16 protein-coding genes and 1 tRNA gene are annotated in these 20,692 nt (G+C 38.0%); 7 read left to right on the top strand and 10 right to left on the bottom strand.

What is annotated here, in order from left to right:
* Positions 1-85: 85 nt before the first annotated feature.
* Positions 86-162, top strand: a tRNA-Pro gene (locus H5126_RS19730).
* Between the two features lie 437 nt (positions 163-599).
* Here H5126_RS19730 and H5126_RS19725 read toward each other — a convergent pair.
* Complete coding sequence (locus H5126_RS19725) at positions 600-848, bottom strand: hypothetical protein (protein WP_138488835.1); 249 nt, start codon at positions 846-848, stop codon at positions 600-602.
* A gap of 92 nt (positions 849-940) precedes the next feature.
* Positions 941-2,578, bottom strand: coding sequence for a cyanophycinase (locus tag H5126_RS19720; RefSeq protein WP_182721059.1), 1,638 nt, complete (start codon positions 2,576-2,578; stop codon positions 941-943).
* Positions 2,579-2,840: 262 nt separating this feature from the next.
* On the opposite strand from H5126_RS19720, the gene H5126_RS19715 reads away from it, so the two are divergent.
* From H5126_RS19715 to H5126_RS19705, 3 genes are all read left to right on the top strand, one after another.
* Positions 2,841-3,428 (top strand): hypothetical protein, encoded by a 588-nt coding sequence (locus H5126_RS19715; protein WP_182671826.1) that lies wholly within the window; start codon positions 2,841-2,843, stop codon positions 3,426-3,428.
* Positions 3,429-3,526: 98 nt separating this feature from the next.
* Positions 3,527-4,441 (top strand): zinc dependent phospholipase C family protein, encoded by a 915-nt coding sequence (locus H5126_RS19710; RefSeq protein WP_182721060.1) that lies wholly within the window; start codon positions 3,527-3,529, stop codon positions 4,439-4,441.
* A 1-nt stretch (position 4,442) separates the two neighbouring features.
* Entirely contained in the window at positions 4,443-4,841 is a 399-nt protein-coding gene (locus tag H5126_RS19705) for a hypothetical protein (RefSeq protein WP_182721061.1), read from the top strand.
* A gap of 23 nt (positions 4,842-4,864) precedes the next feature.
* Here the strand turns inward: H5126_RS19705 and H5126_RS19700 are convergent, their stop codons facing one another.
* Both H5126_RS19700 and H5126_RS19695 read right to left on the bottom strand, forming a co-directional pair.
* A complete protein-coding gene (locus tag H5126_RS19700; protein ID WP_182721062.1) occupies positions 4,865-7,135 on the bottom strand; it encodes an EAL domain-containing protein in 2,271 nt (756 codons plus the stop codon).
* Positions 7,136-7,261: 126 nt separating this feature from the next.
* Positions 7,262-10,111 carry a UvrD-helicase domain-containing protein gene (locus tag H5126_RS19695; RefSeq protein WP_182721063.1) on the bottom strand — a complete coding sequence of 950 codons (2,850 nt, stop codon included), beginning with the start codon at positions 10,109-10,111 and terminating at the stop codon, positions 7,262-7,264.
* 271 nt (positions 10,112-10,382) lie between these two features.
* Here H5126_RS19695 and H5126_RS19690 point away from each other — a divergent pair, with 271 nt between their 5' ends.
* The 3 genes from H5126_RS19690 (at position 10,383) to H5126_RS19680 (ending at position 12,633) form a co-directional block, all read left to right on the top strand.
* A complete protein-coding gene (locus H5126_RS19690) occupies positions 10,383-11,120 on the top strand; it encodes a hypothetical protein (RefSeq protein WP_182682950.1) in 738 nt (245 codons plus the stop codon).
* 114 nt (positions 11,121-11,234) lie between these two features.
* A complete protein-coding gene (locus tag H5126_RS19685; protein WP_182721064.1) occupies positions 11,235-12,149 on the top strand; it encodes a M14 family metallocarboxypeptidase in 915 nt (304 codons plus the stop codon).
* Positions 12,150-12,222: 73 nt separating this feature from the next.
* Positions 12,223-12,633, top strand: a complete 411-nt coding sequence (locus tag H5126_RS19680; RefSeq protein ID WP_182682951.1) for a hypothetical protein — start codon at positions 12,223-12,225, stop codon at positions 12,631-12,633.
* 41 nt (positions 12,634-12,674) lie between these two features.
* On the opposite strand, the gene ccoG is transcribed toward H5126_RS19680, so the two are convergent.
* The 6 genes from ccoG to H5126_RS19650 form a co-directional block, all read right to left on the bottom strand.
* Entirely contained in the window at positions 12,675-14,057 is a 1,383-nt protein-coding gene (gene ccoG, locus H5126_RS19675; protein WP_182721065.1) for a cytochrome c oxidase accessory protein CcoG, read from the bottom strand.
* 145 nt (positions 14,058-14,202) lie between these two features.
* Positions 14,203-15,621, bottom strand: coding sequence for a sigma-54-dependent Fis family transcriptional regulator (locus H5126_RS19670; RefSeq protein WP_182721066.1), 1,419 nt, complete (start codon positions 15,619-15,621; stop codon positions 14,203-14,205).
* Positions 15,622-15,715: 94 nt separating this feature from the next.
* On the bottom strand, positions 15,716-17,020 hold the full coding sequence (locus H5126_RS19665) for an AarF/ABC1/UbiB kinase family protein (RefSeq protein WP_182721067.1): 1,305 nt from the start codon (positions 17,018-17,020) through the stop codon (positions 15,716-15,718).
* 68 nt (positions 17,021-17,088) lie between these two features.
* Positions 17,089-17,643: a DUF1439 domain-containing protein gene (locus H5126_RS19660; RefSeq protein ID WP_182721068.1), complete on the bottom strand. Its 555-nt coding sequence runs from the start codon at positions 17,641-17,643 to the stop codon at positions 17,089-17,091.
* 95 nt (positions 17,644-17,738) lie between these two features.
* Positions 17,739-20,420 carry a DUF349 domain-containing protein gene (locus H5126_RS19655; protein ID WP_182721069.1) on the bottom strand — a complete coding sequence of 894 codons (2,682 nt, stop codon included), beginning with the start codon at positions 20,418-20,420 and terminating at the stop codon, positions 17,739-17,741.
* Positions 20,410-20,691: a YeaC family protein gene (locus H5126_RS19650; RefSeq protein WP_007378333.1), complete on the bottom strand. Its 282-nt coding sequence runs from the start codon at positions 20,689-20,691 to the stop codon at positions 20,410-20,412. Before H5126_RS19650 ends, H5126_RS19655 begins: the two co-directional genes overlap by 11 nt.
* Between the last annotated feature and the right edge of the window lies 1 nt (position 20,692).

Genomic DNA, 20,692 nt, shown 5'->3' with positions numbered 1-20,692 from the left:
TTTTAGGCCTCTTGCGTAATAAACACCCAAACAAACAATCGCTTATTGATTTTTAAAAAAATACACGTACTATTGCAAACAACGTCGGTATGTAGCGCAGCTTGGTAGCGCACTGTCATGGGGTGGCAGGGGTCGAGAGTTCGAATCTCTCCATACCGACCATTAATACCAATCCGCAATAATACTTAATCATTTTGCGGGGCTAAACGTGTCGCTACCTGTGTTAAAAAATTCTCATTTAGAACAACTAAAAAGCGAATTTTTTGCCTAGCTGTCAACACGTTTTTCCATCCTAAAAATAGATCACTTAATTAAGCGAATTGGTATAAACTCCCTCTATATCAATAAGTTAAACTTCTCTTCAAAATATAGCCAAAATTCATCTGTTTTGATTCTACAATTTATCCGTAGCACTATCTTATTTATCAAAACACACTTAATAAAACGAATTTACCTAGTAAGTCTTGTAGTTTTTGAGTGGGTTGTATTTAAATGTTATTAACTTGAAGTGGCCTTTGTGGAATCTATATGAAGGCATTTTATTTCAATTTATTGAAATAAAAATAAAAAAGCGCTCTAAGCGCTTTTTTATTAAAGTACTAGTGCTTGCGCCCTACACCATTACGTACCATATCTTGCCCTGTTTGGAATACATCTTCTGTAATACTGCGCGCTAAAAGTAATTTTTGATTATCGTCAAACACGGCTACAAAACGACTACCATCACTATTGTTTGTTGCCATACCAACGCCCGAAACACCTTTAAGGCCAAGACCGCCGTTTTCTACATTTAATAAAAAGCTTTCTAATTCGGCTAGACTAGAAATTACATCATTTTCTTTATTCATTTTAACACTCTTTTAGTAAGGCTTTTAAATCATTATGGTGGCTATTTTATAGAGAAGAGCCAAAAACTTAAACCCTTGGCTCAGGTTAGTCACTAAATCGACTTTATAGCTAACTCTAAATTGCTTAGCGCACAACCAAACTCTTTTGCATTGATGCGATGATACTGTGTGTCACTCGTTGCTGTAAGGCTAATTATAAACTCGTCTTGTTGGGCTACCGCACTTTGCTCTTGGCTTAAACACATAGCTTGAGTAAGTGAACGCAGTTTTGAATTTGTTAAAATTGAGCCAAAACGCTGCACTGGCAGTGGAGGTATTTTTATAGCGGGTAACGCTTCATCTATTGTGCGTGCGCTTAAGGTAAACGTGTTATTGGTAATTTCAATTACACTGCTTGTAGGCCAGTACGAATAGCTATAATCTTTAACATTTGGCTGTACTTTATCTTTATTAGCTAAATGCACTACACCACTTTTACCTATTACGGTTATTAAACTACCTTCTGATGATTTAATAACAACCAAAGCCGTATTTTCGTCAATACCAAAACCATGTTGAATCTCTGTTTTAGTATTTTTTACTTCGTTTTTATTTAACGCTGCTGTAAGCCTAAATGTTCGGTTTTGTTCGCTAAATTGAGTATCTAGTACACCAAAATTAAAGCTGCCAAGTCCGCCAGCATTAGTGTTATTTTCACCTTTACGAAGTGCCTCAAGGCTTGTCGTATTTGTAAGCATACCCGTCACTTTACTTTGGATTGCTGCGCCCGCGCCTTCACCTACAATTACTGGGCGAGTTTGCAATGCTTGCGTCCACGGGTATGGATTATTGTTTTGATCAAATAATACCTTGTGAGTTAATGCTGCATTACCGCTATTAAACATCACACCGGTACTATTTTTAATAAGTGATACAAGTGCATTAGTGCCATTTTTACATAAAGCGTATTCGGCCTTTGTGCGATCGGGATAAATCACTTCACGGTTATACACATTCATTAATGTATTTCTAAGCGCTGGTAATTCATCGCACGAGTTACTCGTAATCGCTTTAGCAAGCGCTGGCGTTAGTGCTAACCATTGAGTGTTTATATTTGATTGTGCCAAAAGACTTTGCGCTACATCTGCCGACTCATAAGGGTCGCGGCTCGAAGCCGTAATAGCAAGCATGGTTGGTTTTGCGTTATTAACTTTTAAACTGCCCGACACAAATTGTAAAATATTATTAGTCGCAACCTCATTATTAAAATCGGTATTTACTTGCTCTTTTAAACGCTCACCGTTTTTATTAAGTAGCGGTACTTCTAGCATATCAAATACAAAGTTGTACTCTTGCTGAGTTAGACTTTCTAATTGCTGATTATTTATATCGCGCCACTGCCAGAGTAAATCAGTTTTTGATACGCTATTTGACGATTTACTTTGTATGGCTTTAAGTGTTTTTAATACAGCCGTTTTTGCCTCAACATTATTATTAGGCCAATGCTGCGCGATGTTTTTTATTTGAGAGCTGCTAAGTGTATATAAATTATGTGACTTACCATCAATAACAGCCTCTTTTTGGCAATTATTAAGCTTGGCGCTAGTACAGGTAGTAAGCTCTGACCCCACTAAAATTAAAGTTTGGCTTTGCTCTTGAGCCACTGCATTTATTGAAAATCCTGCACCGAACAATGCCACTACCATACCCAGTAACTTCGGCTGTTGATCACGTAAAAATGCACATATCATAATGTAAACTCTAATATAAATAATAAAACTAATGTGTTGTAGTTTAACAGCTAGCCACTTGCGCCTAAATATATTTTTATAAATGTTAAATAATTCAAGTCTCTGAAAAACGATAGGATTAAGCACTGCATTTAAATACATTGTTTAGTTTGCCCCTCTGTCTTTGTAAATATTATCTAAACAAATTTAAACGGAGCATTTATTGACCAATTTCATTGTTTAAATTACGGTGGTGAATTATTTTATGTAACTGGGGTGAAATATGGACTTTTCTAATGAAGAGATAAATTTTTTTGCTGAGTTATTTAAGCCTAATACAAAGTCACATGCTCACAACAGTCACGTTTTAACATTACAAAGTTCAGTACCAGCCAATATTGCTCACTTACTTAGTAGCGCTAATTTAACTCTGCTCGCAGAGGTTGCACATTATCAGTTATGGTTTCCGTTGGACTTAAAAATTGATAGCGCCGGTATAATCAAACCTATTTTAAACGCCCCCGAAGTAATAGACACACAAGGCACACTGCGCAGTTGGCGCTGGAGTGAGCTAAATATTAAAAGCCAAGGGTTTAAAATTGAATCAATATCAAACACGGGGATGTTTTTAAAACCCCTCCAAAAAGGTAACCATTTAAATAAATCGCAGCACATGGAATTTATTTTGCCTAACAAACAAAGTATTTCGATGGAAATAGAACCCGTAAGGCAAAGCACACAAGGTATAGCCGCTAAAATAACGCAAATCCATAGCGGTCAAGAGCAACTAAGAGCTTACCTATTTGAAGAACATAAACGTCAACATGCTAAATTATACGAGAATGGCCAATTAGTTGAGCAGCTAATTTAATAGGTGTTTACCCCGCTATACTTGCATTTAGTTGGCTTTATTTAACCCCCTCTCAATGTTAATCTGTACCCTTATTAATAAATCATAAGGATATGACAATGCCAGGTGCTTTTGCGCACATCACTGCCGTTAATATTGCAACGCAAATCAAGTCACTCGCTAAAATGGATATGCCTAAAAAAGCAAAGCTTATTTTAAGCCAACGCCAAGCATACCTTGAACTAGGCTGTGTAGCCCCCGATTATCCTTACTTAGCTGTAGCGCAGCCTAGCCAAAATGCGTGGGCCGACCTAATGCACTATGAGCACACAGGCGATTTACTTAAAGCAATGATTGAATACTGTAAAACACTTGAAGGTGAAGCATTTGAAAAGTGTTTTGCCTGGTTATGCGGTTATATGGCCCATGTTGCTGCAGATATAACGGTGCATCCGGTTGTTGAATTAAAAGTAGGCCCGTATGAGCAAAATCAAACGGCGCACCGTACCTGCGAAATGAACCAAGACGCATTTATTTGGCAGCGTTTAAATTTAGGTGAGTTAGGTTATGCTGACCGCGTGCAGCAAAATATTGGATCTTGTACTAACAAAGACGATAATTTTGATACCGATATTGCAAAAATTTGGCAACATGCTTTATTGACGGTTCACCCAAGCTACGCTGCACAACACGCTCCTAACTTTAATTCATGGCATAACGGTTTTCAGCTTGTAGTAAATAATGTTGAAGAAAGCTATCGATTATTTGCCTGTGCACGCCATGTTGCTGCTGATTTAGGCTTGTTTTATCCTCGCCCAAACGAAGTAGACCCCACTTTTATTGAACATCTAAAAACGCCGCACGAGCCTATGCATTACAACGATATTTTTGACTTTGCCGTTAGTAACATTCAGCACTACATAACCATTATTGCCAATGCCGTATTTTTAGATACTGATTACAGTGCAATTAAAAATTGGAACCTAGATACAGGCTACGATGAACACAACACGATGACGGTATGGAGCAAATAAAATGAAACACTTACTTTATATAAGCCTCATAGTATTACTTAGCGGTTGCTACACTCCTAAAAAAAACAATCCAGAAGTGATGGCCGACTTAGCCTCACAATTAAAAGATATTGCTACAGCCGTTGATGGCACACTAAAATTTAGTGAAACATCCTATTCAACAACTGATGAGTTATTAAAAGCCGCTGTTAATAACGATTTAAGCAAACTTGCACCTTTTGGGGAATACACGCTTATTGTAAACGTACAAGATGATAGCGCAGTGCTACTTTTATGTGATGCCAATACGGCTTTAATTGAAGATGCAGGCTGTACTGCTCAATCAGATATACAGCATTGGGGAGCAGGAGTTATTCATCAGTGCGAAATAACTATAAACGCCCAACAACTCTGTAACTAGGTAATAAAATACCTGCTATACATTTAAAGTTGAGCCGTCATCTCTTTGGGGTTAAACACTAAGCCATGGCGGCTAACATGCTCTGCAAAATTTTCGGCTGACATTGGTTTCGCAAAGTAAAAGCCCTGAAATTCTTTACACCCCATTTGCGCCATTATTGCTACTTGCTCTTGGGTTTCTACTCCTTCGGCTACACACTTAATATCAAGCTCTTCACACATAACGTGCACCGCTTTAACTAAACTTTTTTGACGCGTAGAGCTTGTTACTTGGCTTATTAATGAGCGATCTAACTTGAGCTTGTTAATAGGGTAATCGGCAAGGCGTGCAATATTAGAATACCCCACTCCAAAATCATCAACCGAAATAGTAAAACCCCACGATTGCAGTGTTTGCATAAGCTTTAGCGAATGCGCTTGGTTTGCCTCAAGAGAGGTTTCAGTCAGTTCTAACTCTATTTGAGGTGGCTTTACGTTGAAGTCGGCAAGGTATTTAACCAGTTTTGACATGAAATCGGTTTGGCTAAAATCAATTAGAGATATATTTATTGCCACCGGCACACTCGGTAAACCCGCCTTAGTCCAATTGGCAATTTGAGCGCAGACTTTTTGAATAATCAAATCGGTTAATCTACTGACCATTCTGTATTCTTCGGCAATAGGAATAAATACCACTGGCGACACATTACCTAGTATGGGACTGTTCCAACGCGCTAAAGCTTCAAGCCCTATACATTGACCCTTTGCATCTACTTTAGGTTGATAGTGTACCGACAAATCGCCCTGCTGAAGCGCTTCGTCTAGCAACATCGAAATTTCGTATTTTTCGATAAAAGCTTGTGATTGTTTTTCGTTATAACCACTTAGAGGCATATTACAGTTTGCAACTTTAAGTGCTTCGCACGCATTGCTAAGTACTGTTGTGCTGCTTTTTCCGTGATCAGGATGCTTTGCAAAACCAAATAAAAATGATTGCTGACACTTAGTGCCAAACACATTATAAGTTTTATCTAATGTATTTTTTATTTGCATTAATAGCTTATCTTCAAGCTCGTTTTGCGAGTTTGCGCCAATTATAAAAGCAAGCTTTCCTACTCCTATATGAGCACACAAAAGAGGCCCATCTGGCATCGCTTTTAAACGCTTGTACGCGTTAATAAGTAATGCTTGAGAGTCGGCTTTAGTGAGCTTCAAATTTAAGTATTCACTATTTGCACTTTGGGTAACAACGATAAAAAAACCTTTTTGGTATTTGCTTGTTAATCTGTCGCATTGCAGCTCAAACCATTCTCTATTAGGTAGTTTTGTTTGCGAGTCTCTAAAGCGTAAACGTTTATTTTCTTGTTCCATCATCGATAAATTTTGTTTAATGAGCTGCTCTTGCGTGCAATCGTAAAAGTCGTATACACGGTAGTTAGTACTCATTGTTATTTGCTGGTAGCAGGCTTTAAAATAGCTTTTTTTGTACTTCACAATTTTATTTTGAGCATTAGGGGCGTCAAAAACTAAAGTAGGAAATAAATGAGAAAGGTTAACGCATTCTTCTTTTAATTCTTTTTTTATACCAAACATATCAATAGCGTGTTGATTAAAATCAGTAATGACAAGGTTTTCGTCAACAATAATTTTGGCTTTATTTGATTCGGTGAACAGGCTTCGATAAAGCTCATTTTTATCTTTAAGGTGTGTATTAGCGCTTATCATTGTTTTGTTTAAACGCTTAGCAGCCACAATTGTGCGTGCCACAGCAAGAGGAATACAAATGTTAAAAAATAAGAATATTAGCCCTGTAATGTATAAGCTGGCATCGGGAAGTTGTTGAGCAATGCCGGTTAAGCCCGATACATCAACGTTATTGATGATCATATAAAACGGCGCAATATTTAATACGCCATAAGCAAGGGCTGTTCTATAACCAAGTAGCATAAGTGCGATTATTGGGCAGGAATACATATACATAGAGCCCACTTTAGCAAGCTCTAGGTCTGTTAAAAATAAGTTCATTGACACGCTAGCAGCTACAATGGCTATTAAAAGTGCATGAGCGCTAAAGTGATAAAAACGCTTACTTGCTATAAGTAAACCACATGCAGTAACAAGAAAACTGCTTGTTAATACAACAATATAAATTAAGTTAAATTCAATAGCGCTTGTGTACGTGTGGCACGCCACAGCAAAACATAACACCATTACTAATGATAGAATAATGCGCAGTGCACTTACTCGCCAATTAGCAACCTGACCAGGGGCTGAATAGTGATCGTTTAATAAAAAGAATCTATTGAAAAAATGCATAATAAACAACAGTTAAAGCTCATTATTCTATTAGACATTGATAACTTGTTAAAATCAATCAAATGAATATAATTTCTATTTACATTGTTCTATAAAATAGACAGGTGTAAACCTACTCGTTAGCCGTTAAACATTCATTTTTCGAGTGTTTTTACAGTTATCCTCTTTAAGCGCGAAACCACTGCATCCTAAAAATTCACCGTGCTTAGATTTACGTTTACGCATTTCGCGACCACACTTTTCACAAATTGGATGCTGCGTTTTACACTCTGTATTCACACATTGTGAATACGTGCTTTTATCAACCGATGGGCTACTACAGCTTTTACACACTCGTAGTTTAGTTTCGCAAATTTGCGTATTAGTACAGCTATAATAATCACGATACTGACCCGTTTTTGGCACAATTAATCCGTCGCTGCACGTATTACACTCTCTTTGCTTTAGTTGCGACTTGTTAAACAACCTGGAGCCGATTTGAATAGGATAATCGTCATTTACTAGTTCTTTTACAAACGCTGAGCATGCATAAGGGTCTGCAATTAAATACGCTTTATGTTTTGCGCGCGTAATACCTACATAAAGCAAACGCCTTTCTTCTGAGTGAGTGAATTCATCTTGCTCTGGTAATAACGACTCCACCAGCACGTTATTTTGATTATCGCTAGGAAACCCTAATTTACCTTGTTCAAAACCAATAATAATACAGTAATCGGCTTCAAGCCCCTTAGCGCTATGCAATGTCCAAAAATAAAGAGGGTTTGTATGCTTTTTATCTTTTAAATGCTGCTGCACGCTATTTAACATGTATCGGTATCGACTAAGTATGGCAATGCTCGCTGATGCATCGTTTTTTTGAATAGTGCTTATGCTCTGCTGTACTTTTATTTCTATCGATTTAGTGCCTTGGTATAAATCGTCTAACAAAATAACTTGTGGTGTAGTTACTTGTGTATGTGTGCTGATCTGCTTTTTATATTGCTCAGGGTTTTGCATTACAAAGCGCTCCGCTACATCACTAATACTATTGTTATATCTAAATGTTTTTTGCAACATAGTAAGTGAGTGGCTGCCCACTAATTCATTAAAGCGTGTAGTAAGCGCTAAATTACCACCCGAGAACCGATAAATTGCTTGCCAGTCATCACCTACCGCAGTAAAGCGTATTCCGTTACCATATTTTAATATCGCATTTAAAAAGCCCATACGCGCACTTGATATATCTTGAAACTCATCAACTAAAATGTGGCTCCATGGAATATTAAAATCTCCGCTTACTATCGCCTTTGTTGCTTGAATAATCATGTCGTCAAAATCAATGGCACTTTGCGTGCTTAGTTCATTTATATAAGCGTCATGAATTTGCACTAACAAGTTTGCATATTGTTGATAGTTTTTAATACCACTTTGCTTGATGCGCTGCGCTATTTGCGTATTACTTAATTGCTCTACACGAATAGCTTGTAAGCATTTTATGTACTTATCAATGCCTTGCTGTAACTGTCCTGAGTTATTTAAAGTATGAAATATTTCGTCGTTACTTAAAGGTGTTAATTCAACATTATGCTGCTTTAATTGCTTTGCGAGAGTTTGCTCAAGCTTTCCTTCTACCCAGTTGTAATGAAAGGTTTCGAGTAAAGTAGTGCCATTTTGTTTATGTAATTTACGCTTAAATGCAATTTGCTCGTTATAGTGTTTTTTATCTATATCGGCACGAGTATTCCCTTGCCTATCAATGCCAAAGTGCTCTAAGTAAATATCGTATTGAGGTATATAAAAGTCTGGTTGGTATTGCCCACTTAGCTCTGCGCCTTGATTAAAGTGATAATTCACCTCATAACTGTGCGCCACGCAATTCAAATGTAGCCAGTTTGAAATAAGCACTTCCTGATAACTTTTTACTTTATGACCCGCAAGGCTACGGTATTCGTTATTGCGTACGTACCGCTCGTACTGTGCATTATCTTTAAAGCTAAATATATCAATCGGCTCATGGAGTAAATCTACAAATGCTTTTAAAAACTGTGGCTCGGTTTGTATTTTTTTACTTACCCACCCAGTTAACCAACTATTTAATTGAACTGGGTCGGTTGCAAATTTTGACAACTCGATTGGCTTTTTAGCACTTTGTAATAATTTAAGCCCAAGCGCATGAAACGTTAAAATAGTGGGTACTTTGGTATGCAAGTTTGAATGCGTGGCGCGTTTAATAAAGCGCTCTTTAAGCTCATTTGCTGCTGTTTTATTATAGGCCAGCACCAAAATTTGCTCAGGCTTGGCAATATCATACGCTATTAAATCTAACGATTTTGCGACCATCACAGATGTTTTACCTGTGCCTGCTGCCGCTAATACTAGGTTTTTATCGTTATCGCGTATAACCGCTAAGCGCTGCTCTGTTGTTAATGGATTTGACTCTACTTGATTAAAAAAGTCATTTTTAAGAGTTAGTTGTTTTTTTTCATATTTATGGCGCAGCTGTGCGATTGCATCGTGAGTATTGGGTGTGGAGCTCAGTATATTTAAAAATTTAATACTGCTTGGCGATAAGTGTTGTTGCCATGTATTTATACTTTGAGCGTATTGTTTAGCAAGTAAAAATACTTCGTTATTAAGTATTTTCATGGAACTATCACGTAAAAACTCATCTAAAGCATAACGCTTTAGCAAAGCCTTGGCGTTATTTACTTTTTGCTCAAGCATGGCTGAAAATTGCGTATTAAGGGCGGTATTTAAAGACTTAGCTTGTGCTTTGTTTAAAAAGCTAATTGATGTATTGCTACTATCGCACAAATTAATTTTGGCGCTAAATAAACGATTTTTAAGTATTGAGTAATTATAAAAGTCTTTAATTAAAAATGTCCGTGCGGGAGCACTTCTAAAATGCACAACAAGGCGCTCTTGTTCAATAGTTACGTGTTTAATACGGGTAAAAAAACGGCCTAGCCAACTTGGAGTAGCAATATACAGCGCCATAATACTCAATATGAAGATATGCTTTGACTTGATTGTAACATACTCTTTTATATTACATTTAACGCTAAATAGTAGTCATTTATCAAGCAACCTCTTAGCAGGCTGACTTTTAAAACTTAATATTATCATTTTACTCACAACCATTAACAATTTTAAACATTTACAGATAGCGTGTTGTGTAACAATGCACAAATACACTTAATATATTTACTAGGTATATCCGCAATTAAACAATTATTTATAGCTAATTCAGTGGTTAAAAGGAGCTAACATGCTTAAAAAGTGCATTACCACAAGTGCTTTAATTTTATCATTATGCGCCTGTACATCAGAAACAGAGTCTAATTTAGTAAAAACAAAAGGAATTTGGGCAGGCTTTGAGCTGGTTTCTGACGGTAACCGCACGCGTGTTAACGCAGAACTAAATGCGGGAGATGCTAATGGCTCAAACATTGTTTTAAGCGATAGCGACTCATTACAAGCTGTTGTTAATAACACTGCTATTGAACTTACAAAAGATACCGACTTTTTAGACGTTGATTACCAAGCGTATATAAATGCTACTGATGATAACCAACAGTTTGATATAAAATTTAAACGAGACGATGGCATAAATGCGAATTCAGGTGTGGAACTACCTTTAAATTTTATTATTTTAACCCCGAGTAACAACCAAACTTTTAGTATTAATAGTCCCCTTACAGTTCAGTTAGATGGCACTGATCCCAATAGTACTAGTCAAGTAGAACTTAGCAGTAGCTGCACTAACAATAATAATGAAACACTTTTACAATCAATGCTTTTTGCGCTTAGTACTTCGCGCCTTGAAATAGATTTGCAAAGCTTAGATATGTTTAGCAGCTCGCAAGTAGATCAAAGTAAAACGTGTAGTTTAACAGTTAGTGTAAAGCGTGAACGACTAGGTAGTATTTCGGGTGAGTTCGCAAACCAAAGTTATATTAAAGCCCAGCAATCACGCGCTATTAAAAATATGACTTTAACGTTTTAATTTGCACGCTAATTTACTCAGCGTTAAGCTACGCCTTTATTAAGTAATTTTACCAATTGTAATTGCCCTCCTTATTTATAGGAGAACAAATAACAGTTGATATAAAGGTTTATTATGACTAACAGCACATACCCTATTGGCACACCAGGCAAAAAATGGAATAACAACGATAAAGCCCAGTGGTTAGCACGCCAAAACATTAAACGCAGTTACCAAAAAGAAGTCGTAACGCTAATTAATGACCTTAAAAGCACCTTAGATATAGAGCAATACGGCGAGCTTAATTACGCCGCTGGTACTTACCCATTATATATATTAAAAACGCCTAACTTTAATGCCAATAAACCAACTGTTTTAATCACAGGTGGTGTACATGGCTACGAAACCAGTGGCGTACATGGCGCACTTAGATTTGCTAAAACATCCGCTATGCAACACTCAGAGCAGTTTAATATTGTTGTTGCGCCCTGCATTAGCCCTTGGGGATATGAAACTATAAACCGCTGGAACCCTGATGCTATTGATCCTAACCGCTCATTTTACGAAGGCAGCCCAGCACAAGAGTCAGCAGCTATTATGGCGTTTGTAAAATCACTCAATGTAGACTTAGTTGCTCATATTGATTTACACGAAACAACCGACAGCGATAACAGTGAATTTAGACCCGCACTTGCTGCCCGTGAAGGCACAACAAACACTAATTGGAACATACCTGATGGGTTTTATTTAGTGGCCGATACCAATAAGCCTGAGCCTGAATTTCAAAAAGTAATTATCGAAGATGTAGCAAAGGTCACGCACATTGCACCGAGTGATGAAAATAACCAGTTAATAGGCGTCCCTCAAGAGCAATTTGGCGTTATTAATTACGCAGCACGCGATTTAGGTTTGTGTATGGGCTTTACAGATGCACCCTATGTAACCACAACAGAGGTATACCCTGATAGTCCAACAGCCACAGATGAAGAATGTATTTTGGCGCAAGTAGCGGTTATTAAAAGCGCCCTTAGCTATATTAAAGCACTTTAATAAGTTTGCAGCCGCTTGTACCCTCTTGGCTGCTAAACTAAATTTAGATAAAAAGCTAATTTAGGAGGTATTAATGGAATACAAAAATAAAAACGGACACGTTAATTTATCGCTTGAAAATAATATAGTTATTGCACAATTTAGCGGAAACCTAGAACTTGAGCTTTTAAGTAATTTTAAAACAGCGCTTTTTGAAACCATTCAATCATTTAAAGGCGAGAAATGGGGTTATATAAGTGACTCATCAAACGTTGTAGCAGCAACCCCACAGGCCGAGCAAGAAATGGTAGCCATAAGCCACAGCATGCAGCAGAATAACTGTTTAATTAGCGCGTTTGTGCTTACATCACCTATTGCAATAAGCCAAATGCAACGAATAATGCAAAACGCCAAAAGAGACGTTTCTTTCAAAGATTGTCTTTTTGATAATCTAGAATCGGCAAAGCATTTTATTTTAAATGAATTAAACAATGACTTGAGCTAGGTAAAGCTCAAGTCGTTGTTTATATAGAGCTTATTACTGGACTAATTTTTATAAAATTGGCTGTCTTTGGTTATAGTAATGCTGGCATCTTCTTGCGCTGTTACTACAAATTGTAACTTACTCACTTTGTGCGCAATATTGTAACCATCGGCTGTTACAGTAACGGGGACTCTTTTCATTGCACCTGACTGTATAAGTGTAGAACTTGGACTTGAGAGTGTTGCTTCTGGCAAGCCCTCTATGGCAACACTGTAATGCAGTGCTTGCTGCGTTTTATTAATAATAGTAAGTGTATAAGGGTTTTCTACCAGGCCCTCGTAGTTCACTCTATAAAGCGCGTTCCTATCGCGTAGTACTGAGGCTTCTATTGGTGTGCGTTGCAGCATCCATGCAAACATAGAAATTATTAACAAAGCCGTTAATGCGCCGTAACCTATTAGTTTTAATCTAAATGGATTGGTTTTTTTGCCTTCCATTTGTTTTTCACTGGCGTATTTAATTAAGCCTTTTTGATAACCAAATTTCTCCATGGTATCGTCGCAAGCATCAATACATAAGCCACAGTTTATACATTCATATTGTAAGCCATTTCGAATGTCTATTCCTGCAGGGCATACCTCTACACACAAGTTACAGTCTACACAGTCACCTAAGTTAAGCTCTTTTGTATCAGCTTTGCGTTTACGTGGCCCTCGGCTTTCACCGCGCGTGCTATCATAGGTTACAAGCAACGTATCTTTATCAAACATAACAGCCTGAAAACGAGAATACGGGCAAGCAATCGTGCACATTTTTTCGCGTAAAAACCCTGCATTACCGTAAGTGCAAAAAGCGAATAAAAACACCCAAAAGCTCGTAATACCTGACCATTCAAATGTAAGCATTTCCATATACAAACTTTTTGCTGGAATAAAATACGCCATAAACGAGGTGGCGGTTAAAACTGAAATAATAATCCACGCACTGTGCTTAGTTATTTTTTTGCGCCAAGTACTTAGCGTCCACTGAGATTTATCTAATTTAATTCGCTGATTTCGCGTGCCTTCTATGCGCTGCTCTACCCACGAAAACATGAGCATCCATATTGTTTGCGGGCACGTGTATCCACACCAAACCCGACCAAGCCAGTTGGTTACAAAAAATAACGCAAAAGCCCCCACCATGAATAGCAGGGCTAAAATCATAAAATCTTGAGGAAGGAGTGTTAAACCAAAAATAGTAAAGGTTTGGGTTGCCACATCAAGCAGCACAGCTTGTTGACCGTTATATTGGATCCACGGTATTGCAATAAAAGTTAGCATTAGCAGCCAACCTAAATTACGGCGTATGCGCTGAAAAAATCCTTTTTGCTCGCGGATATAAATTGGCCCTTCGGTGTTATAGGGCTTAATGATCATGTCTTCTTCTTTAATATCAAACTTCATAGTACTTGCTTCATAATGACGGGTATTACGCAAGCATTTGCAACTTTCAGACCAAGCTGAGAATTTATTTACATCATTGATATTAAACGGTTTATTTCAAAGCAATAAAATAAAATTCGCGACATTAAACGCACTTCGCGATATATCACGAATCTCTAGTAATCCCTAACTTTCGCATTTTTGAGCGTAGTGTACTCTCAGGTAAGCCCAATTTAACTGCCGCTCCTTTATCACCCGATATTTGCCAGTGCGATAACACAAGAACAGAGGTTATATGCTGCTTTTGCGCTTCATCGAGCGTAAGTGAAGGATTAATAACGACTTCACCACCCGCTAGCAAAGGCTGACTTAACTGAAGTACCGCTTGATTAGATAAAATAGCTTCGCGTTCAAGTACATTTTGCAGCTCTCTAATATTGCCTGGCCAATCGTAAGCCTGCAGCTGCGTAATTGCTTTTTTACTTAGCCCTTTTAAATTTTTCCCGAGCCGTTTATTTAGCTGCGCAATCAAATTAGCGCATAAATAAGGAATATCTTCTTTTCGATCTTTAAGGGCGGGTACTTTTATAGGAAATACATTGAGCCGATAATACAAATCAATTCTAAACGTGCCTTTTTGTACCATTTCCCACAAGTCGCGATTAGTCGCTGCAATTACTCTAATGTTTACTTTTAGCGTGTTGCTGCCACCCACGCGTTCAAACTCTTGTTCTTGCAGGACTCTCAGTAATTTACTTTGCGCCTCAAGTGGAAGCTCTGCTATCTCATCTAAAAACAAGGTGCCTTTATCAGCAAGTTCAAAGCGCCCTTTACGACGCTCATTGGCACCTGTAAACGCGCCCTTTTCATGGCCAAACAATTCCGACTCTAGCAAGCTCGGGGTAAATGCAGCGCAATTTACTTTTATAAAGGCCTGTTCGCTACGTTTGCTCAACCTATACAAGTTACGGGCTACCAACTCTTTACCCGTGCCATTTTCGCCAAGTATAAGCACTGTGCTGTCGGTTTCACTTACCAGTTTTATTTGATCTAACATGGTTTGAAATATATGGCTTTGTCCAACTAGCCCTGAGTCTTGCCAGTCTTCGTTGAGCTCTGCAATTAAGTAGTTGTTTTCATCTTTTAGCTGCTCACTTAAGTGCTTTACTTGAGTAAGTGCCTCTTGCAGTGCATTTTGTGTTTGCTGTTGCAGTGATATATCGCGAAATACCGCTACAGCACCAATTAACTTATCATTTTGATAAACCGGTGTTGAGGTGTACTCTACTGCAAATGAGCTACCGTCTTTACGCCAAAAAACTTCATTTTTAACTTCACGACGCTTTCCGTCAAACATGGTACAGTAAATTTGGCATTCATCAGCGGGATAAGGTGTGCCATCAGCATGAGTATGGTGATGATATTGGTGTATTTTTTTACCTAATAGTTCCTCAGCGCACCAACCTGTCATGCGCTCAGCGGCAGGATTAACAAATACCGCATTACCCGATAGGTCAAAACCGTATATGCCCTCACCTACTGCGTTTAGCAATAATTTAGGATCGTTTAAAAATTGTTTTATCATAAAATACACCTCGCGAAATATCGCGAGCATTATGGCAATTTTATACGCTAAGTGCACTCATTACTTAAAGTGCACTTACGCGTAAATTAAAACGCTATAAATAGTGCTTAAATAACGTTTTTACATCTATTTTTGCACCTAGCCTTGCGGCTATTAAATAAAGTCCTGCAAGTTTTCGGTGAATAAATAACGCATCAACGGGCGGTGTATGCCATTGCTGAAATTGCGCACTAAGGGCAAGCCCTGCATTTTTAATTTTGAGCGCGAGTTCACTATTTTTAAAATCAAATTCCCCTTCTGCTCTCAGTGGCTCGCACGCCATTAAGAATAAATCAATGACGTTGTTTTTATACTCATCAACTAAGTCATTTTTAAAATAACCAATGTGTGAAGCCGCTTTAAGTACACCTTCTCGGTTGTTTTCACTACCCGCTTCAAATAAGGCTAAGTACGCTAAGCTAAGCTCGGTTGATATTTCTCGCGTTGCACCAAAATCAAATAAAACAATTTTTTGTGTATCAAGCTGATAATGAAAGTTGGCAAAGTTAGGGTCGGTTTGAATCAATTTAAATTCAAACATTTCTTTAAAAAACAAATCAATAAGTTGCTCTGCAACAAAGCTTTTTTGACTATCAGGTAGCTCTGTAATGCTCTCAATAGGTTCTGCTTTTATATACTCCATAGTTAGCACTTGTTGTGTGCTGTGCTCTGGATATACGTTGGGTACTTTAAAGTGGGGATTAGTTGCTAATGCATTTTTATAACGTATTAAGTACTGAGCCTCACGTTTATAATCAGCCTCAGCTAATAACTGTGCCTTAGCCTCATTAATAAGTGGTTTAATATTAAGATCTTTTGGCAATAAACGAGAAATCGTTAATAACGAAATAACGTTATCGACATCACTTACTACACTTTTTGCAATACCAGGGTATTGAATTTTAACAGCAAGCTGCTCGCCATTTTCTTTATAAGCCAAATGAACTTGCCCTATAGAAGCCGCTGCAAAAGGTCTTAGCTCAATGTGAGAAAAACGCGCTAGCCACTCATCCCCCCATTGCTCTTTTAACACTTCAACAAGCTGCTTATGAGGCATTGGGTTCGCGTCTGAGCGAAGTAAAGCAAGTAACTGAGCTAATTCAGGACTAAGTAGATCACCGGCATCCATTGAAAGCAATTGCCCCAGTTTCATTGCTGCACCACGTAAATGTGATAGCTGGGTGGCTAGTTTTTCAATGTTTTTAGGTTGTAGTAGTAAGCTTTTATTATCCCAACCTTTACCAGTTAGCGCGCTCTTAGCACCATCAACTAACATGTTGGTAGCAACACCTGTGGCAAGTGAGCCTAATTTTGCAAAACGGGAAAGCCGAGAAGTGGGAACAGTACGAGGAGCCGCCATAATATTAAAACCTAATTAGCCTGAAAGTCAGGCTAATCAATACGTATATTGTAAGTAGGTAGATCTACTTATAGACGAGGTACTAGCTTAATTGCGCCTTCAACCACTTTCATATCAAGTGGAAGTTTACTAAGTAGCATCATTTTAGGGTCATCCATGTTTAGAGTATAAACTGGGTTAACCGCTAAAAAAGCATTAATAACATCCATTGCTTGGCTATCAAGCGCACCTAAATTACCTTTGAAACCACCGGCATCAACACTCGAATCAAGTAATTTAATATTACGTAAAAACACTGCTTTTTTCTCACTGTCGTAAAATGGGCTACCTTCAATTTGCAGCTTTAAACGCACAGGGTATTTAAGTGCGAATGCATTAATTTTAGCGCTTGAATCGGCACCAAGCACAACAACATCGCGGTTATCAGGTCCAATGTTAACACTTAAGTCGTTTACATCAAACTGAACGGGTAAACCCATTAAGCTTACTTTTTCACTTAACTTTGGTAATTGCTTGCCCAGTACAGATTCAACCTCTGAGTTAGTAAATGAATATACTGATATGCCTTGCGTGGTATTACAGGCAGTTAAAAATAACGCTGCAATAATAACTAAAATTCTCATGAGAACCCTTTTGTTTATGAATTAGTGATACATAAAAAAGCCGCTATTAAAGCGGCTTAGTAAAATAGTAACCAGCACATATTATGCTGGTTTTATTAAGCTGCAAGTGTCGCTTTAAGTCGCGTTAGTGTGTCAGGTTCAACTGAACCGTCACTGAGCGCTAATAACTGTTTTAAATAATAGTTTAAATCAGCATGTTCGCCACGATGTTTGTCATCTAGCATGGCTACTTGCTCTGCCATTCTAAGTGACTTATCGGTTGAACTTACGTTCGCTAGTATTTCCATGCGCGTAATAAGCTGCTCGGTATTTAATGCTGTTTTAAGCGGTGCTTGATACTGACTTGGTAACGCTTCATTATTCTCAAGTGCAGTAATTAATGCATCTAAATTAGCTTGCTCAGATTTACTTGTAAGCAATGCAAGTTTATCGTCAATAGCAGCTAGTAACTTAGTAACCCTTGGCGCTAACGCTCTAAATTGCGTGTATCCTTTCACTTTTGTTTCTAGGTCGTGCAACTGTGCTCTTTGATTAACATCACTAAGTGCTGCTTCAAGCTCAGCAAGTTCTGCAATTGCTTGTTTATCTGACTCGTTTTGCTCGAGTTTTTGCTGCTCAAACTCACTACTACGCTTAGTAAATGTTTCATCGTTATACTGACGAAACTTCTGCCATAACGCATTTTCAGCCTTTAAACCAGCAAAGCCGATGGTTTGCCATTGCTGCTGCATTTGCTTCAACTCTTGGCATGCAGCGGCTAAATCTTCACTTTGTGATAATTGCTGCGCTTTTTCAACTAGTTCATTTTTAAGTGCTGCATTACTTTTATGAAATGCGTTTAATAAAGCCAGTACTTGTTGTTGTTCATTTTTATAACGATCGTTTAGTGTACGGTATGTTTTAGGGTCAACTTTACCCACACTGCGCCACGCTTTATTTAAACGATTGTATTGGCTTTCATATTGCTTCCAATCAAAGTCATCCTCAGCCGTAGGCTGTAAGTGAAGTGCATGCATGTCGTTAATAATACTTTCACGCTGTGCTTTAGATGCTTCTCGTTGTACTTCTTGCTCTGCGAAGTAACTACGGCAAGGCGCAAATAACAGCTCGATTTGTTCATCAAACTGCACGCCTTGTTGCTTTTCTTCATCTGTATCTAAACGACCTAACTCATTCCAACGTTTACGTAGCGCTTTTACTTGCTCTGCGCGTTGTTGTGGGTCTGTACACTCTTCGCTTACTAATGCACTTACTTCTTCTAATAAAGCTTTACGCTTTGGTGCTGCAGCGTATTTTTGCCAATCTTTCGCATCTGCAAGTTGCGCTTCAAGATCTGCTTTTATGTTTACAAGTGGCTGCTGATATTGCTCAGTAAGTGTATTAAATAACTCTTCAAAGCCTTTAAACACGCCAAAAGCAACATTAAAACGACCCTCTTCAATTAGGCGCTTAACATCACGAGCTTTGCGCTTTGCTTGGCTTTGGTTTTTTTCAAGTGGCTTAACTAGCTCATTCATTGGTGCTAAAAATTGCTTTTTATGCCCATTTAACTGTGTTTTAAAGGTACTTTGCAGTGCGCCATCTAATATATTCAAATGATTACGCGCTGCTTTAAAGCCATTATTAAATTCAGTTAGAGTTGCATCGTATTGTGCTAAATCCTCTGCTGGCTTAATTTCGCATAATGCTGCAAAAGCGAGTTTGTACTCTTTAATAGCCGTTGTTAGCTCGGGTAACTTAGCAACTTGAGTAAATAGTTTTTCTAACTTGCTTACAGCGAGTTTTGATTGTGCATTATTAGCAAGTTCTGTTTCGCTAATAGCTTGCTTAGCTTGCGCTACTTTTGCATCAAGCCAATCTTGTTGAATTTGCTCTGGAGTTTCAAGACCAAGCTGTAAGGCATTTTCAATTTCTTCACCCAAAGCTTCAAGTGTTGCAAGTGCTAATAATTGACGCTGTTGTTGCGCTAATTGCTGCTGCTCTTTGTCATGTACCGCTTTTATCTGTTCAATGTGTGCATCTAACTTAGTGGTAATCGAAGTATATTTTTCATCAAGAAGCTTTACACGTTCATCACTTAACCATTTAAGCTCAAGTGCTTGCCACTGGGCCATTAATTCGCCGGCTTGTGAATTTACAACACCAAAATCTGTTTTTTCACGTAAAGCATTTAACTTAGCTAAAATAACACGTGTTGAACTTTCAACCTGAAGTGGCATTTCAATTGCTAAACGCTCATTTTCAATATGCGTTTCAAGAGCTGTTTTTGCATCACCTTTTGCATGTTTTACTAATGGCTTAATTAGTTGATGGGTAATAACAAGTTCAACTAACTGAGTTTGTAGCTCTTCGCTACCTTCTTTAAATGCTTTTTCTACTAATTTTGGATTTGCTAAACGTTTTAATAATTTAACGCGTACTTGCAGTTCTTTTTCTGCAAATGCTAACTTTTCGAGTGTTTTAACAGGTGCAAAACGCTCTATGTATTCACTTTTGATTTGCGCTGTTAGTGTACTTTCGCTATTTAAAACAGCATTAGATATTTGCAGCTCTGCTATATCTTTTAATGCTTGATCTTGTTTATACGCTTTCCACCATAGCGGCAAATTGTTTACCTTTTGCAGCGCTTTACGGCGAATTTCAGCTGAGCTATCTTCAAGTGCTAACGTGTTTAATATGGTTGCATCACGTTCAATGTCTAATTTTTCGATAGCATCAAGACGTACTTGTTGCTTTGGGTGTTTCCACTTAGGTGTAAAAAGGTGCTTAAAGATCATGTTCACTAAACCTAGCTATTTCGTTGTCTGATTTGAATTCTTTTTGTAGTTGAGCTTTTGTCTTTTGGATCATTTCACCATTAGCACCAATCGTAAATTGCTCGTTTGATTGAGCCACCTTTGCTTGATACAACATAACCAACTGCACTGTTTGTTGCTTTTGTTCATCTGATAAAACGGTACCGTCTGGCCACTTGCCAGTAGAAGCACCGTATTGTAAGCGTTCGAATAATTCGGGAGTAATATTTTGTACAAGATTGTCGATGTTCATG

This window comes from Pseudoalteromonas sp. SG45-3 (genome assembly GCF_014164075.1).
GTDB classification, from domain to species: domain Bacteria; phylum Pseudomonadota; class Gammaproteobacteria; order Enterobacterales; family Alteromonadaceae; genus Pseudoalteromonas; species Pseudoalteromonas distincta.
Note: the sequence above shows the minus strand (reverse complement) of the source record. Positions and strands in the feature narration are given on the sequence as shown.

Bases quoted from the DNA above. Each gene is read 5' to 3' on its own strand.
- H5126_RS19725 (WP_138488835.1), bottom strand. From the start codon at position 848: ATGAATAAAGAAAATGATGTAATTTCTAGTCTAGCCGAATTAGAAAGC.
- H5126_RS19720 (WP_182721059.1), bottom strand. From the start codon at position 2,578: ATGATATGTGCATTTTTACGTGATCAACAGCCGAAGTTACTGGGTATG.
- H5126_RS19715 (WP_182671826.1), top strand. From the start codon at position 2,841: ATGGACTTTTCTAATGAAGAGATAAATTTTTTTGCTGAGTTATTTAAG.
- H5126_RS19710 (WP_182721060.1), top strand. From the start codon at position 3,527: ATGCCAGGTGCTTTTGCGCACATCACTGCCGTTAATATTGCAACGCAA.
- H5126_RS19705 (WP_182721061.1), top strand. From the start codon at position 4,443: ATGAAACACTTACTTTATATAAGCCTCATAGTATTACTTAGCGGTTGC.
- H5126_RS19700 (WP_182721062.1), bottom strand. From the start codon at position 7,135: ATGCATTTTTTCAATAGATTCTTTTTATTAAACGATCACTATTCAGCC.
- H5126_RS19695 (WP_182721063.1), bottom strand. From the start codon at position 10,111: ATGGCGCTGTATATTGCTACTCCAAGTTGGCTAGGCCGTTTTTTTACC.
- H5126_RS19690 (WP_182682950.1), top strand. From the start codon at position 10,383: ATGCTTAAAAAGTGCATTACCACAAGTGCTTTAATTTTATCATTATGC.
- H5126_RS19685 (WP_182721064.1), top strand. From the start codon at position 11,235: ATGACTAACAGCACATACCCTATTGGCACACCAGGCAAAAAATGGAAT.
- H5126_RS19680 (WP_182682951.1), top strand. From the start codon at position 12,223: ATGGAATACAAAAATAAAAACGGACACGTTAATTTATCGCTTGAAAAT.
- ccoG (WP_182721065.1), bottom strand. From the start codon at position 14,057: ATGAAGTTTGATATTAAAGAAGAAGACATGATCATTAAGCCCTATAAC.
- H5126_RS19670 (WP_182721066.1), bottom strand. From the start codon at position 15,621: ATGATAAAACAATTTTTAAACGATCCTAAATTATTGCTAAACGCAGTA.
- H5126_RS19665 (WP_182721067.1), bottom strand. From the start codon at position 17,020: ATGGCGGCTCCTCGTACTGTTCCCACTTCTCGGCTTTCCCGTTTTGCA.
- H5126_RS19660 (WP_182721068.1), bottom strand. From the start codon at position 17,643: ATGAGAATTTTAGTTATTATTGCAGCGTTATTTTTAACTGCCTGTAAT.
- H5126_RS19655 (WP_182721069.1), bottom strand. From the start codon at position 20,420: ATGATCTTTAAGCACCTTTTTACACCTAAGTGGAAACACCCAAAGCAA.
- H5126_RS19650 (WP_007378333.1), bottom strand. From the start codon at position 20,691: ATGAACATCGACAATCTTGTACAAAATATTACTCCCGAATTATTCGAA.